This is a genomic window from Streptomyces sp. CNH287, from assembly GCF_000424825.1.
The window spans coordinates 410688-423589 of record NZ_AUKQ01000005.1 but is presented as its reverse complement, the minus strand read 5'-3'; the positions used below and the strand labels follow the sequence as shown (position 1 = coordinate 423589).

General features: G+C 73.8%; 14 protein-coding genes. 10 read left to right on the top strand and 4 right to left on the bottom strand.

Going from position 1 to position 12902, the window contains the following annotated elements:
• Positions 1–135 precede the first annotated feature (135 nt).
• Both H299_RS32870 and H299_RS0108235 read left to right on the top strand, forming a co-directional pair.
• Positions 136–981, top strand: a complete 846-nt coding sequence (locus H299_RS32870; RefSeq protein ID WP_037758137.1) for a methyltransferase domain-containing protein — start codon at positions 136–138, stop codon at positions 979–981.
• Entirely contained in the window at positions 978–1775 is a 798-nt protein-coding gene (locus tag H299_RS0108235) for a GNAT family N-acetyltransferase (RefSeq protein WP_486587188.1), read from the top strand. The genes H299_RS32870 and H299_RS0108235 overlap by 4 nt, the downstream gene beginning before the upstream one ends.
• 70 nt (positions 1776–1845) lie before the next feature.
• Here H299_RS0108235 and H299_RS32865 read toward each other — a convergent pair whose 3' ends face one another.
• The 3 genes from H299_RS32865 to gad form a co-directional block, all read right to left on the bottom strand.
• Positions 1846–3021: a hypothetical protein gene (locus H299_RS32865; RefSeq protein ID WP_051262227.1), complete on the bottom strand. Its 1176-nt coding sequence runs from the start codon at positions 3019–3021 to the stop codon at positions 1846–1848.
• 162 nt (positions 3022–3183) lie between these two features.
• The gene (locus H299_RS0108225) at positions 3184–3396 is read right to left on the bottom strand and encodes a hypothetical protein (protein WP_158692290.1); all 213 of its coding nucleotides are present in this window, start codon (positions 3394–3396) and stop codon (positions 3184–3186) included.
• 386 nt (positions 3397–3782) lie between these two features.
• Positions 3783–5168, bottom strand: coding sequence for a glutamate decarboxylase (gene gad, locus H299_RS0108220; RefSeq protein WP_027748027.1), 1386 nt, complete (start codon positions 5166–5168; stop codon positions 3783–3785).
• A 179-nt stretch (positions 5169–5347) separates the two neighbouring features.
• On the opposite strand from gad, the gene H299_RS0108215 reads away from it, so the two are divergent.
• The 3 genes from H299_RS0108215 (at position 5348) to H299_RS32860 (ending at position 8569) form a co-directional block, all read left to right on the top strand.
• Entirely contained in the window at positions 5348–6364 is a 1017-nt protein-coding gene (locus H299_RS0108215) for a DUF5954 family protein (protein WP_027748026.1), read from the top strand.
• A 133-nt stretch (positions 6365–6497) separates the two neighbouring features.
• Entirely contained in the window at positions 6498–7625 is a 1128-nt protein-coding gene (locus H299_RS0108210) for an FAD-dependent oxidoreductase (RefSeq protein WP_027748025.1), read from the top strand.
• Between the two features lie 137 nt (positions 7626–7762).
• Positions 7763–8569: a peptidoglycan recognition protein family protein gene (locus H299_RS32860; RefSeq protein WP_078512554.1), complete on the top strand. Its 807-nt coding sequence runs from the start codon at positions 7763–7765 to the stop codon at positions 8567–8569.
• Between the two features lie 165 nt (positions 8570–8734).
• Here the strand turns inward: H299_RS32860 and H299_RS0108200 are convergent, their stop codons facing one another.
• Complete coding sequence (locus H299_RS0108200; RefSeq protein WP_051262226.1) at positions 8735–9274, bottom strand: GNAT family N-acetyltransferase; 540 nt, start codon at positions 9272–9274, stop codon at positions 8735–8737.
• Positions 9275–9463: 189 nt separating this feature from the next.
• Between H299_RS0108200 and H299_RS0108195 the strand changes: the two genes are divergently transcribed.
• The 5 genes from H299_RS0108195 to H299_RS0108175 all read left to right on the top strand — a co-directional run bounded on the left by H299_RS0108195 (position 9464) and on the right by H299_RS0108175 (position 12594).
• Positions 9464–9859, top strand: a complete 396-nt coding sequence (locus H299_RS0108195; protein ID WP_027748023.1) for a hypothetical protein — start codon at positions 9464–9466, stop codon at positions 9857–9859.
• A gap of 193 nt (positions 9860–10052) precedes the next feature.
• Positions 10053–10478, top strand: a complete 426-nt coding sequence (locus H299_RS0108190) for an SH3 domain-containing protein (protein ID WP_027748022.1) — start codon at positions 10053–10055, stop codon at positions 10476–10478.
• A 261-nt stretch (positions 10479–10739) separates the two neighbouring features.
• Complete coding sequence (locus H299_RS0108185; protein ID WP_078512553.1) at positions 10740–11714, top strand: AurF N-oxygenase family protein; 975 nt, start codon at positions 10740–10742, stop codon at positions 11712–11714.
• 78 nt (positions 11715–11792) lie between these two features.
• Positions 11793–12281: a redox-sensitive transcriptional activator SoxR gene (gene soxR, locus H299_RS32855; RefSeq protein WP_037758135.1), complete on the top strand. Its 489-nt coding sequence runs from the start codon at positions 11793–11795 to the stop codon at positions 12279–12281.
• 4 nt (positions 12282–12285) lie between these two features.
• Positions 12286–12594: a hypothetical protein gene (locus tag H299_RS0108175; RefSeq protein ID WP_027748020.1), complete on the top strand. Its 309-nt coding sequence runs from the start codon at positions 12286–12288 to the stop codon at positions 12592–12594.
• Positions 12595–12902: the final 308 nt, after the last annotated feature.

Below are 12902 nucleotides of genomic sequence, written 5' to 3'. Positions count from 1 at the left end.
AATCGTCTCGAAAAGTACCGGCCCGCACTGGATCATTTCTGGACAACCAGCTGGTCCGAAGAGTATCGGCCGAGGTCAACGGGTAGCGCGGCGAGGACGGAAGACCGTCTGCCGCCCGAGTAAAAAGGGAATCGAATGGACAGTGAATTCCGAGTCCGCGAGCTGGTTCTTGGCATTGAGGGGCTGGCACTGCTGCGGCATGCGATCCACGGCGACGAACGCTTCCTGGAAGCACGGATCGAGGAGATCCGAAAATTCGCCTCGGGCTCGGGCGAAGGGCTCCCGGACGGCGGGGCGAGCGTACGGGAACTGACTCCGGCGGCCGGCTACGAGGCGTGGTCCCGGGTCTACGACTCGCTGCCCAGCTCGTTCAACGAGGTCGAGGGACCCGTGGTCCACGCGCTGCTGGACGAGGGCCCGGTGGGCACCGCCCTCGACGCCGCCTGCGGCACCGGCCGCCAGACGGCGGCGCTCACGGCGCGCGGCTACACCGTGATCGGCGTGGACCAGTCGCCGCACATGCTGGAGAAGGCCCGGGAGAAGGCGCCCGCGGCCACGTTCCGCGAGGGGCAGCTGGAGCAGCTCCCGCTGGACGACAACTCGGTGGACCTGGCCGTCTGCTCGCTGGCGATGACCCACCTGCCGGACCTGAAGCCCGGCGTCGCCGAACTGGCCCGCGTGGTACGCCCGGGCGGCCGGATCATCATCTCGGACCTGCACCCGTTCGTCGTCTCGCTCCAGGGCCAGTGCCTGTTCGTGGCCGGATCTGAGCGTCTTGCGTACGTACGCAACCATGTGCATCTGGCGGGCGACTACTTCGCGGCCTTCCGCGAGGCAGGGCTGACCGTCCGCGACTGCCAGGAGCCGGTCTTCAACGGCCGTCTCGCGCCGGGCGGATACGAGGAGCACATCGCCGACGCGGCCCGCGCCGCCTGGGACGGCATCCCGCTGGTGATCGTGTGGGAGGTGTCGGTGCCGTGAGCGCCACCGGGCCGGACGCGGAGGTGACCGTGGTCCTGCACAGCGAACGCCCCGAGCTGTGGGACCGCATCCCCGCGCTGTTCGCGGGCGTGGTGCCCGAGTACAACCTGCACGGCGACATCAACGACGACCGGGCGGGCGACTACTGGAACCGCATGTTCAAGGACTTCGCGGAGCACCAGTTCGTCCTCTACGACCAGCGGCGGGACGACGTCCTGGGCGCGGGCCGCGCCCTGCCGCGCGGCTGGGACGGCACGGCGGCCGGGCTGGGCCCCGGCCTCGACGACTCCATCGCCGCCGCCTTCCGCGACCTGGACGCCGGCGTCGCACCCGGTGCGCTGTGCGCGCTGGGCGTCGAGGTCGCACCGGGCCACCAGGGCAGGGGCCTCTCCAAGCTGCTGCTGCGGCAACTGGTGGACGCGGCACGGGCGGCGGGCCTGCCGCGGGTGATCGTGCCGGTGCGCCCCACCTGGAAGGAGCGCTATCCACTGACCCCCATCGAGCGGTACGCGACCTGGCAGCGCCCGGACGGCTCGCCGTTCGACCCCTGGATTCGCACCCAGGTGCGCGCCGGAGGCACGATATCGGCCGCCAGCACGCGGTCGTCGCTCATCACCGGCACGGTCGCCGAGTGGGAGTCGTGGACGGGGATGGCCTTCCCCGAGGACGGCGAGTACGTCTTCCCGCAGGGGCTGGCGACGGTGCGGATCGACCACGGGCGCGATCGGGGTGAGTACTGGGAGCCGGCAGTGTGGATTCTGCACGACGTGCCGGAGGCACCGCAGGCGCGGTAGGTGTACGGCCCCGCCCCGCCCCCGGTGGCGCGGGGCGGGGCCGTACACCGTGGCGGGCCGCCGGGACCGGTCAGTCCTGGAGGCGCGCCCCGAACCGTACGGCGCTCCAGGCGTACGCCGTGAGCAGGTCGGCGTGCGCCGGGAGGACGTCGGGGCGCCGCTCCGGCGGCAGCCCCGCGAGCCCGACGGTGGACAGCGCGGCCGACCGCAGCCGCGCGGCGACCGGGTCCGGCACCGGCCCGGCGGCGTCGGCCGCGTTCGCCGCGACGGGCGTGCGCGCGTACGGCCGCGCCACCGCGACGGACTCCCGGCCCAGCAGCAGGCAGTGAATCCACAACTCCTCGGCGAACCGCGCGCCGAAGAGGCGGGTCACCTCCCCGGCACCGGCGGGGCGGTGCTCCCGGGTCAGCTCGCGCAGCCGCGCCGCCGTGGGGCCGGTGGCGGGCAGCGCCTCCGGCCAGCCGAGGTGCAGCGCCGTGCCGTCGGGCCCGACGGGGCGCTCCGGATCGCGCAGGAACCCCTCGCCGTACCGCATGTACGGGAGCCGTCCGACGTCCTCCAGCACCCGGCCGTCCGGGAGGAACCGGGCCGCGTCGGCCGCGTCCACGGGGCAGGCGACGCGGCGTACGCCCTGTGCGGCGTGGCCGTTGATGCTGCTGGTGCCGATGTGCTCCACCACCCCGGGCACGGCCAGCAGGGCGGGGCGCCCCTTGCCGCGCAGGAACCGGGCGAGCACCTCGTCGTCGTGCCGCTCGTCGTCCACCCGCTCCCGGGCGTACTCGGCAAACTCCCGGACCATCGCGGCCGGGAGGCAGGTCGCCAGGGTCGGGGTGAACTCCTCGGGCACGGCGCGCACCCAGCCCGCGCCCGTCAGCGCGGCCAGCCGGACGGCGGCGCCGTTACGGGCGTGCCAGTTGGTGTAGAAGACGAGCGCGTCGTCGGGGAAGCGGGCGGCGCAGCGGGCGACGAGGCCCGGCATCTGAGGCGGTGCGGCGATGTCGTCCTGCACCACGAGGTGGTGGGTCGCCTCGTCGCTCATCGCCGACCACGCCACCAGCGCCGTCCGTAAGGCCGTGCCCCTGCCCGGCGGTTCCGGGTCCAGCGCCAGGCCGTCGAGGCTGAGACTCGCGGCCAGCTCCTCGGCCTGTGCCCTGCGCGAGGGGTGGGCCATGACGGCCGAACTCATCCGTACCGCGCTCGTGTGCAGCGCGTTCGTGTCTGCCGCGTTCGTGCGTACTGCGCTCATCGAGGCACTCCCTGACGTCCCGGCGGTGGCGGCGGGGCGTCACCGCAACCCGGAACGTGTGGGCGGCGGGTGGCCCCGGCGCCTCATCGTGGCAGACACCGCCGCACGTCACCTCGAACGGAAAGGATCAAGAGCGGGAATTCGGACAGCCCGGAACGGGAATCAGATCCAGTACGAGGAATGCCGCCGCGCGCGCACCCGGAACTCCCGGTCGCAGCCGTAGGAGAACGTCACGGAACGCTCGGCGGACCGGGGCGGCGCCGCGTCCGCCAATCCGCGCCCGGCCGCGCGTTTGCAGTGCACAACGAGTGCGATGCCGACCGCCCAGGCGAATACGATCACCGCGTCCACATAGATCGTCATGACGAGATGCACGCCATTGAGGGTGTGCACCGCCGCGACCAGAGCCGCCGATAAGAGCACGGGCAGGGAGAGAAGCAGACATCGTCTGGCTCGGAACATGGGGGGTGACCTTCCGCCGGGCCCTGCACAACCCCAACAGTGTGCAGCATCTTCGCCGAATTGCTACCGCCCCGTCAGCCGCTGGACCTGATTGGCATATGACGAGGCCGCTCACCTCGGCGACTCTCGAGAGGATTTCCGGAATACCGGCAGCGTATGCGCCGTACGGGTACCGAAATGATCACGACGCGGCCGATCTTCGCCTCATTTGCTGCCCTTTTGCCCGCCTTCTGCATTTCTCCTGGAAAGGGACCGTCCGGAATGCGGCGAGCGGCCGGGCCGGAGTCCGCCGGGTGATCTCAGTGGTGGAAGGCGACCCGGCCGCGCGGTCCCGCGCCCGAGGCCGAGAGCGCGTCGAGACTGTGGCGGAGATCCGCCAGGAAGTGCGCCATCCGGTCGTCGCTCGTGCCGTGGCGGACCAGCACGCGGTGGATCACCGTCGCGGAGCGCTCCGGCGGCAGCGGATAGGCGGGGACCTGCCAACCCCGCATCCGCAGCTGGTCGGAGAGCTGGTAGAGGTCGAACGGGGAGCGGTCCGCGTCCCGCAGGGTGTACGAGACGGCGGGCAGCGCGCCGCGGCCGTCGTACAGCAGCCGCAGGGGTTCCAGCCGCGCCACCTGCTCGCCGACGCGCACGGCCGTGTCCAGGCAGGTCTGCTGCACCTGCCGGTAGCCCTCCCGGCCCAGCCGCAGCAGCAGGAAGTACTGGGCGACGACCTGGCTGCCGGGCCGGGAGAAGTTCAGCGCGAAGGTGGGCATCTCGCCGCCGAGGTAGCTGACCCGGAAGACCAGTTCCTCCGGCAGGTCGGCCGCGTCCCGCCAGACCGCCCAGCCGACGCCGAGCGGGGCCATGCCGTACTTGTGGCCGGAGGCGTTGATCGACCTCACCCGCGGCACGCGGAAGTCCCAGGCCAGCTCCGGCTGGACGAAGGGGGCGACGAAGCCGCCGCTGGCGGCGTCCACGTGCAGCGGCACGTCGAGGCCGGTGTCGCGCTCCAGCGCGTCGAGTTCGGCGGCGAGCGCGGCGACCGGCTCGTAGTCGCAGGTGTAGGTGACGCCGAGGATGGCGACGACGCCGATGGTGTTCTCGTCCACGTACCCGCGCAGCTGGTGCGGGCGCAGGCCGGTCGCGTCCTCCTCGAGCGGGACGCGGCGCAGCTCGACGTCGAAGTAGCGGCAGAACTTCTCCCAGCACACCTGGACCGGGCCGCACACCAGGTTCGGCCGCCCGGCCGGCTTCCCGGCGGCCTCCCGCCGCTGCCGCCAGCGCCACTTCAGCGCGAGGCCGCCGAGCATCGCCGCCTCGCTGGAGCCGGTGGTGGAGCAGCCGGTGGCCGAGCCGTCCGGGGCGTTCCACAGGTTCGCCAGAATGTGCACGCAGCGGTTCTCGATCTCCGCGGTCTGCGGGTACTCGTCCTTGTCGATCATGTTCTTGACGAGGTTCTCGTCCATCAGCCGGTGCACCTGGGGCTCGCTCCAGGTGGTGCAGAAGGTCGCGAGGTTCTGCGCGGCGCGGCCGTCCAGGGCCAGTTCGTCGTGGAGCAGCTGGTAGACGGTGAAGGGGTCGGTGGGCCCGTCGGCGATGCGCCGCCGGGGCAGCGGCGCGGCGCTCATGGGCCGCGCGTAGACGTCCGCCGGGGAGTCGTCGTCCGAGTCCGCGGCGGCGAAGACAGTGTGCAGGGGCATGTGCGCCTCGTCCCGGTCGGTTCGCCCGGCACCGCCGTACGCGCCTCGCGGCCCGCCGCGGTACGTCCTCCAGCGAACGGCGGCGCGGCCCTTGCGGCAAGCTCCCGGCGGCCGTTCGGGTGGGCCCGGAATTCCGGCGACTGCCTGACGGAATGACACCGGACCGACACAATGTGTGCATGGACCGACAGCGACGGAAGCCGCCGGATCACCTGACAGTGAACGTCGTCCAGCGGGACGACCCGGTCTCCCGGGTCACCGAGGTGGACGCCCTGGAGTCGGCGCACCGCTACCCGAGCGTCGTCCTGCGCGGCCCCGTGTTCGGCTTCGCCGCGCAGGGACCCGCCGACGGAAGCCGCTGGCGGCTGCTCAGCGAGATGACCGGCGGCTACCCGCAGGACGCGCGGGACGGCCTCAACTCGCACCTGTGGTTCCGGGCCAAGGACGGCACCGACGACCCCGCCGTACGCCGCGAGCTGCTGGCCGCCGTGGCCAGGCTGGAGACCGAACCGGCCGACGAGGTGCGCGCGGACTCCGTGCGCTACCGCATCGTGCGCGGCGACGAGTTCGCCCGGATCGGCCCGGACGGCCTGGAGCCGCCCCGCCCCACCGACCCGGAGCCGTCCGACCCCACCTGGGCGCCGGGCCAGGGCTCGCCCTCCCGGGTGGAGGGCTTCGTGATCGACCACGCGGAGGCCACCGGCCTCGCCGAGGGCCTGCACCGGATGTCGCTGCTGACCCTGCGCTACACCGCCGACCGCTACCCCAGGGACGTACGCGAGGACTCGGCACGGGCGGTGCGCACCCATCCGGGCGTGGTGCTGCTGCCCGCGGGCTTCACCTACGCCGAGGAGAAGGACGGCTCCTGGGAGCCGATGGCCTCGGCCCAGCCCACCCCGCACGACGCGCGGCGGCTGATGGCGAACGCCATGGAGGAGTTCTGGCCGCAGGTCTACCAGTTCACCGAGAAGCAGCGCGGCGACTACGCGCGCGCCGCGCAGCGGTACCGCGAGACCGGGCGCGGCAACACGCTGCGGGTGCGCGGGCGGCACTTCGAGATCGTGCGGGTGGAGCGGATGCTGCGGATCGGGCCGGACGGGCCGGAGACGCCGCGCCCCTCGGACGTGGACGAGATCGAGCCCGCGAAGATCCACCCCACGATGGACGAGGACGGGGTCATCGCGCACGGCGAGTGACCCGGGGGCACGAGGGCACGGGCACGGCGCGTGTGCCGTGTGCCCCGATGTCACATTCCGGGGTGCCCCGCGCGTCTGGTTTCCGTACGGCCGTCTCCCGGCCGTACGGCACCCGGAGGTCAGGAGCCCGTGCATGCGTCAGATCACCGTTGTCGGCGGCGGATTCGCCGGGTTGACCGCGGCCGTCACGGCCGCCGAGGCCGGTGCCCGCGTCACCCTGCTGGAGGCGCACGGCACGCTCGGCGGCAGAGCACGCACCGCCGGGGCCCCGTACCGCACCAACCAGGGTCCCCACGCCCTCTACAACGGCGGCCCCCACTGGAGCTGGCTCAAGGAGCGCGGCCTGCTGAAACCGCTGGCGCCGCTGCCGCCGTCGGTGCTGCCCAGGCTGTACTACCACCACGAGGGGGCGCTGCGCCGGGTACCGCCGCTGGGCATGCTGCGGCTGCTGCGCACCCGCGGCGCGCCGGTCGACCAGGACTTCGCGAGCTGGGCGGCGGCGCGCGTGGGGCGGCGGGCGGCGCGGGCCGCCGCGCACTACAGCGCCGTCGCGGTCTTCCACCACGATCCGGGGTCGCTGTCGGCGGCGTTCGTGCACGAGCGGCTGCGGCGCGCCGCAGCGCTGCCGCCGGAGGCGCACTATCCGCGCGGCGGCTGGGGCGCGCTGATCGCCCGGATGGCTGCCCACGCGCGGAAGCTGGGCGTGGAGGTCACCACCGGCGCCCGGGTGGACACGCTGCCGACGGGCGGCCCGGTGATCGTGGCGACCTCGCTGGAGGCCGCGGCGAAGCTGCTGGACGACGACACCCTGCACTGGGACAGCGGACGCACCGCGCTCCTCGACCTCGCACTGCGCAGCCGCCGCGGGGACGCCTTCTTCGTCTCCGACCTGGACGCCTCCGGCTGGATCGAGCGGTTCACCGCGCCCGACCGCACGCTGGCGCCGGCGGGCGAGTCGCTGATCCAGGCGCAGTTCCCGGTGGCGCCGCACGAGGGGCGGCAGGCCGGCATCGCCCGGGGCGAGGCCCTCCTCGATCTCGGCTGCCCCGGCTGGCGGGACCGGCTGGTGTGGCGGTCCGAGTCGATGGCCGCGGGCCGCACCGGCGCGGTGGACCGGCCCGGTACGAGCTGGCGGGACCGGCCCGCGGTGGAGCGCGGGGACGGGGTGTACCTGGCCGGGGACATGGTGGCGGCGCCCGGCGTGCTCAGCGAGGTGTCGTTCAGCAGCGCGCGGGCGGCGGCCACGCTCGCCGTGCGCTGAGGGGCGGCGAGGCGCGGGGGGCGAGGCGCGGGAGCGGCGCTCCGGTCACCCGGACGGGCGCCGCCGGCTGGGCCGTCGGCCCGTCCCGGAGCACCGTGTGACGTGTGCGGCCGACCAGGATCGCGCCCCTCGCAGCGATGGCACTGCTGCTGGCGGTGCTCACCCGATGGGACGCCCCGGTACGGGCCGAGCGGCCGGAGCCGGGGCGGGACCAGGCCCGGCACGAGAGCCGGGCCGGTACGGGCGCGCCGCGCCCGCCGCTGGTGTCCCGGGCGGCCTGGGGCGCGGACGAGCGGCTCGTACGGGAGCACGCGGCGTACGCGGGCAAGGTGCGGGCGGTCTTCCTGCACCACACCAACCACCCCAACGGGTACGACTGCGCCGACGTACCGGAGCTGCTGCGCGCCCTCCAGGCCACCCACATCGAGCACATGGGCTGGGACGACATGGGCTACAACTTCGTCGTGGACCGCTGCGGCACCGTCTACGAGGGCCGCGGCGGCGGCGCGGCCCGGCCGGTCAAGGGCGCGCACACCCAGGGGTTCAACGCGCGCACCGTGGGCATCGCCGCGCTCGGCAACTTCGGCGCGGGCACGCGCGTACCGCAGGCGATGCTCGACTCGATCGCCGCCGTCGCCGCGTGGAAGCTGCGGCCCGGCGCCGACCCGCACGGGCGGGTCCGGCTGGTCTCCAGCAACGGCGGCAGCCGCTTCCCCAAAGGCGCGCGCGCCCGCCTGGAGGTGATCTCCGGGCACCGGGACGGCTACGAGACCAGCTGCCCGGGGGACGCGCTCTACGCGCGGCTGCCGCAGCTGCGGGACGAGGTGGTCCGGCTGCGCGCGGCGGCGGCCGGACCGGGCACCGAGCCGGTACGGGCGCCGGGCGGGGACGGCCAGGACGGCCGGGAGGGCGCGGACGGACGCCCGCACGGCCGTACCCGCTGAGACCGCCGCCCCGCCCCGCCGGGGGGTACCCCGAAGTCCACCCCTCCCCCGGTGCCTGCGGCCTCGTGCCGCCCCCGCCCGCTCCCTGGGTTCGGGTACGGGACGGCGCGCCGGGCGCCCGCGGAGGCAGTGGTCGGGTGACCCGCCGCCAGCCCGCCGCCGCCCTCACAGGTCGCGGATAAAGCAGATCCGGTCCAGGCCGGGCCCGTCGTAGTCCCGGTGCACCGGGACGCCGTCCTCCACCGCGTCACCCGGTTCGAGCCGGAAGCCCAGCCGGGTGTGGTAGGCGAGGGAGCCCGTGTTGACCGGGCTGGTGATGCACTTGACGCGAGCGCACCCCCGCTCGCGCGCCAGCGCGAAGAACCGGCCGTAGAGCGCGCTGCCCAGGCCGCCGCCCCGCCCGTCCGGGTGCACGCCCACGAAGTGGACGTACGCGGTGCGCGGGTCCGTCTGGGAGACGAAGCCCACCAGGAAGGCACGCAGCGCCCCGGCGTCGTCCTCGGCGAGGAAGCTGGTGTCCGTGAAGTGCTGGAAGAACAGCCGCGGTACGAGCAGCCGCCGCTGCGCCGCGCCCTCCTCGCCGCCCATGCCGTCCCACCAACTGCCGAGCACCTCCTGCACCCGCGCATGGTCGGCGGCCTCCGGATGGCGCAGCGCGATGCCGCGGGGCAACTCCGGGCCACTGCGGTGCTCGGTCACGGGCATCCCCTTCGTCGTTGTGTCCGGCCGTCTCCGGCCACGTGACCAGTCTGGTGCGGCCTCGTGCGGCGCCCGCGGGAGCTGCGGGTTCCGCCGGGTCCGCCGTCGCAGACGACCCTAACGCCCGGCCGGCCCGCGTTTGGTGGGGGACAGTGGGCCGTGACGGAGCGGCGTACGAGGAGAGGGCGGGACGAGATGCGCGTGGGTCTGGTACGAGCGGTGGGCGTGGCGACGGCGCTGTACGGAGCGGCGGTGACGGCGCGGCCCGGCCTGCTGGCCGTGCCGTCGGGCCTGACGGACGCGGCGGGCCGGGTGGCCCCGGACACCGCCGCCTCGCTGCGGCCACTGGCCTGGCGGGACCTGGCCTGCGGAGTGGCGATGGCCGCGGCGCCGGAGGGCGCGGCGCTGCGTACGGCCGTACTGGTGCGGATCGCCGCGGACTTCGGGGACGCGGCGCTGCTGGGGACGACGCTGCCGGAGCGGGAGCGGCGGGCGGCGGCAGTGGCGGTCTCGCTCGGCTGGGGCGCGCTGTCGGTGGCGGGTCTGTTGCTGCCGCCCGGCCGCGGGTCCCGGCGGCGCCGCTCGCGCTGACGCGGGCCTGCTCGGGTGCTGTTCGGGGACTGCGCGGGGGACTGCGCGGGGTGACGAGTTGCGGGCACAAAGTAGGACATTTAACGTGAGGGCGAATAAGGGTGACGGCTCCGCAACGGAGCGTGTCCCCCGCCCCTCCCTTTCCCAGGGCCCCACGTCACCGGGCCCGTTCCCCCTCCACAGGAGGCAGAAAGTGCTTGAGTCCACATTCAGCAAGGTCGCCATGATCGCCGCCGGCGGCGCCGTGGCTGCCATGACCGCCACCGGCCCCGCGCTCGCCAACGACCCCGCCCCGGTCCCGGCCCCCGTCGAGAAGACGGCACCGGTCGAGAAGACGGCGCCGGTCGAGCAGACCCCGCAGGCCGACGCCGACGCCAGGGCCTACTGGGGCAAGGTCATCGCCCGCTCCGGCCTCAAGGTCCGCTCCGGGCCGAGCCAGAGCTACCGCGTGACCGGCTACCTGAAGTACGGCCAGACGGTCAAGATCAAGTGCAAGGTCAACGGCCAGTGGATCAACGGCAACCCGCGCTGGTACAAGCTGGCCGACGGCCGGTGGGCCTGGGCCTCCGCCCGCTACATCACCAACATCGGCGCCGCACCGCACTGGTGCCACCGCTGACGGCGGACCACTGACCCGCTGACCGGCTGACCTCCCGGTGCGGACGCGGCCCCAGGCCGCGCCCTCACCGGGGAATCCCCAGCCCACCGCGCCCCCAGGCAGCCCCGAGCGGCCTGGGGGCGCGGTGCCGTCCGCGCACCGGCCATGAAGTCACGCGGGAGGGATTGACACGTCTGCTGACGCGCAGTCTCATAAGAGCCGACAGCTGTAACCACAGGTAACACCTGTGCGGCGAACTCCCCCAGCGAGGTGCGCTCAGCCATGACGCCCAGGACCCCCCTGCCCCCCGCGGCCCGCGCCGCCACAGCCGCCGACACCGCCGGGCAGCAGGCCCCACGGGACGCCCTCGGCCTGCTCAAGGACCGGGAGCAGGTGGCCGAGCGCCTCCTGGAGTCCTCCCGCAAGCACTCCTTCGACCCCGACACGGAGCTGGACTGGGACGCACCCTTCGAGGACGGCAAGTGGTTCTGGCCCCCGGAGCTGGTCTCCCTCTACGACACCCCGCTGTGGCACCGGATGTCCGAGGAGCAGCGCTTCGAACTGGCCCGCCACGAGGCGGCCTCGCTGGCCTCGCTGGGCATCTGGTTCGAGGTGATCCTCATGCAGCTGCTGGTCCGGCACATCTATGACAAACCGCTGACGAGCGCGCACGTGCGGTACGCGCTCACCGAGATCGCCGACGAGTGCCGCCACTCCATGATGTTCGCGCGCATGATCACCCGGGGCGGCGCACCCGCGTATCCGGTCACCCGCCTGCACCACAACCTCGGCCGCGTCCTGAAGACCTTCTCCACCACCCCCGGCTCCTTCACCAGCACCCTGCTGGGCGAGGAGATCCTCGACTGGATGCAGCGGCTGGTCTTCCCCGACGAGCGCGTCCAGCCGCTGGTGCGCGGCGTCACCCGCATCCACGTCATCGAGGAGGCGCGGCACGTGCGCTACGCGCGCGAGGAGCTGCGCCGCCAGATGGCCACCTGCCCCCGCTGGGAGGCGGAGCTGACCCGGCTCAGCTCGGGCGAGGCCGCCCGCGTCTTCTCCCTCTCCTTCGTCAACCCGCGGGTCTACGAGGCCGTCGGGCTGGACCGGCGCGAGGCGCTGGCGCAGGTGCGGGCGAGCGGCCACCGCCGCGAGGTGATGCAGCAGGGCGCCAGGCGGCTCACCGACTTCCTGGACGAGATCGGCGTACTGCGCGGCGCGGGCCGCAGGCTGTGGCGGAGTTCGGGCCTGCTGGCCTGACCAGCGGCGGGGCGCGCGGTGAGGGCGCCTCCCCGGGGAGACTTAAACGCACCTTCAAGGCTGCGTTAGGCTGATCCCATGCCCACATCACTGCCCTGGAACGCCAAGGAAGCCACCGTCGGCGAGCTGGCGGAGCGGGCCGGGGTCGCCACCTCCGCGCTGCGTTTCTACGAGCGGGAGGGCCTCATCCACAGCAGGCGCACCTCCGGCAACCAGCGCCGGTACAGCCGCGACACACTGCGCCGCGTCGCCTTCATCCGGGCCTCCCAGCGCCTGGGCATGCCCCTGGCGGCCATCCGCGACGCGCTGGCGCTGCTGCCGGACAGCCGCACACCCACCCGGGAGGACTGGGCGCGGGTCTCCGAGGGCTGGCGCAGCGACCTGGACGAGCGCATCCGGCTGATGCAGCAGCTGCGCGACAACCTGACGGACTGCATCGGCTGCGGCTGCCTGTCGATCGACGTCTGCGTGCTGACCAACCCCTACGACCAGCTCGGCGCGGAGGGCCCGGGGGCCCGCAGGCTGGCGCAGCCCTCCGCCTACCCCTGCTGCACGAGCGAGGAGTGAGGGCGTGCGGAGCGAGGACACCGCCTTCAGCGGCGGCCCGCTGGACGGCCGGGTGCTGCCGGTGCTGCTGGGCGCCACGGGACGGCCGCCCAAGACCTACGAGGTGCCGGTGCCGGGCGAGGACGGCGCCCCGGGCGTGGTCCTCGTCTACCGGCTGGAGCCCGCCGCCCTGACCAGGCGCCTGCGGCTGCCGCGCGGCTGGCGGTACGTCTACGACCCGGAGGGGGTCCCCGAGGGCGGGCCCAAGTGGCCCTGGAGGCGCCCCGGTTCGGCGGATGCGAAGAAACCGGGCGGGTCTGGTACGGACCATTGACAACACTGGTCTAGTCCTGTTTGCTCCCAGACCAGGGACGCCGCCCGGGATGCCTCCCAGATCGTCACGACTTCCGGGCGGCGGACCTCACCAAGTCCGCCTGCAACCGCAGTCCGCAGCACGGTACTTCCCGGAAACGGCACGGCCCTGACCGCGGCGCGGCTCCGCAGGCGGCACGTCCCCCCCACCCCCCACACGCCCCACCTCGCAGCTCGCGAGCACCGCTTCGCCAGCACCGCATCCCTGTGGGCCGTCCGCAGGCCGTACGCCCCACTGGTCCGGTACCGCAGCCGATTCGGGAGCGACCC

Excerpts from the sequence above, each read along its gene's own strand:
- H299_RS32865 (WP_051262227.1), bottom strand. The coding sequence starts at position 3,021 with ATGAGCGCAGTACGCACGAACGCGGCAGACACGAACGCGCTGCACACG.
- H299_RS0108185 (WP_078512553.1), top strand. The coding sequence starts at position 10,740 with ATGACGCCCAGGACCCCCCTGCCCCCCGCGGCCCGCGCCGCCACAGCC.
- H299_RS0108210 (WP_027748025.1), top strand. The coding sequence starts at position 6,498 with ATGCGTCAGATCACCGTTGTCGGCGGCGGATTCGCCGGGTTGACCGCG.
- H299_RS0108195 (WP_027748023.1), top strand. The coding sequence starts at position 9,464 with ATGCGCGTGGGTCTGGTACGAGCGGTGGGCGTGGCGACGGCGCTGTAC.
- H299_RS32860 (WP_078512554.1), top strand. The coding sequence starts at position 7,763 with ATGGCACTGCTGCTGGCGGTGCTCACCCGATGGGACGCCCCGGTACGG.
- H299_RS32870 (WP_037758137.1), top strand. The coding sequence starts at position 136 with ATGGACAGTGAATTCCGAGTCCGCGAGCTGGTTCTTGGCATTGAGGGG.
- H299_RS0108200 (WP_051262226.1), bottom strand. The coding sequence starts at position 9,274 with ATGCCCGTGACCGAGCACCGCAGTGGCCCGGAGTTGCCCCGCGGCATC.
- gad (WP_027748027.1), bottom strand. The coding sequence starts at position 5,168 with ATGCCCCTGCACACTGTCTTCGCCGCCGCGGACTCGGACGACGACTCC.
- H299_RS0108215 (WP_027748026.1), top strand. The coding sequence starts at position 5,348 with ATGGACCGACAGCGACGGAAGCCGCCGGATCACCTGACAGTGAACGTC.
- soxR (WP_037758135.1), top strand. The coding sequence starts at position 11,793 with ATGCCCACATCACTGCCCTGGAACGCCAAGGAAGCCACCGTCGGCGAG.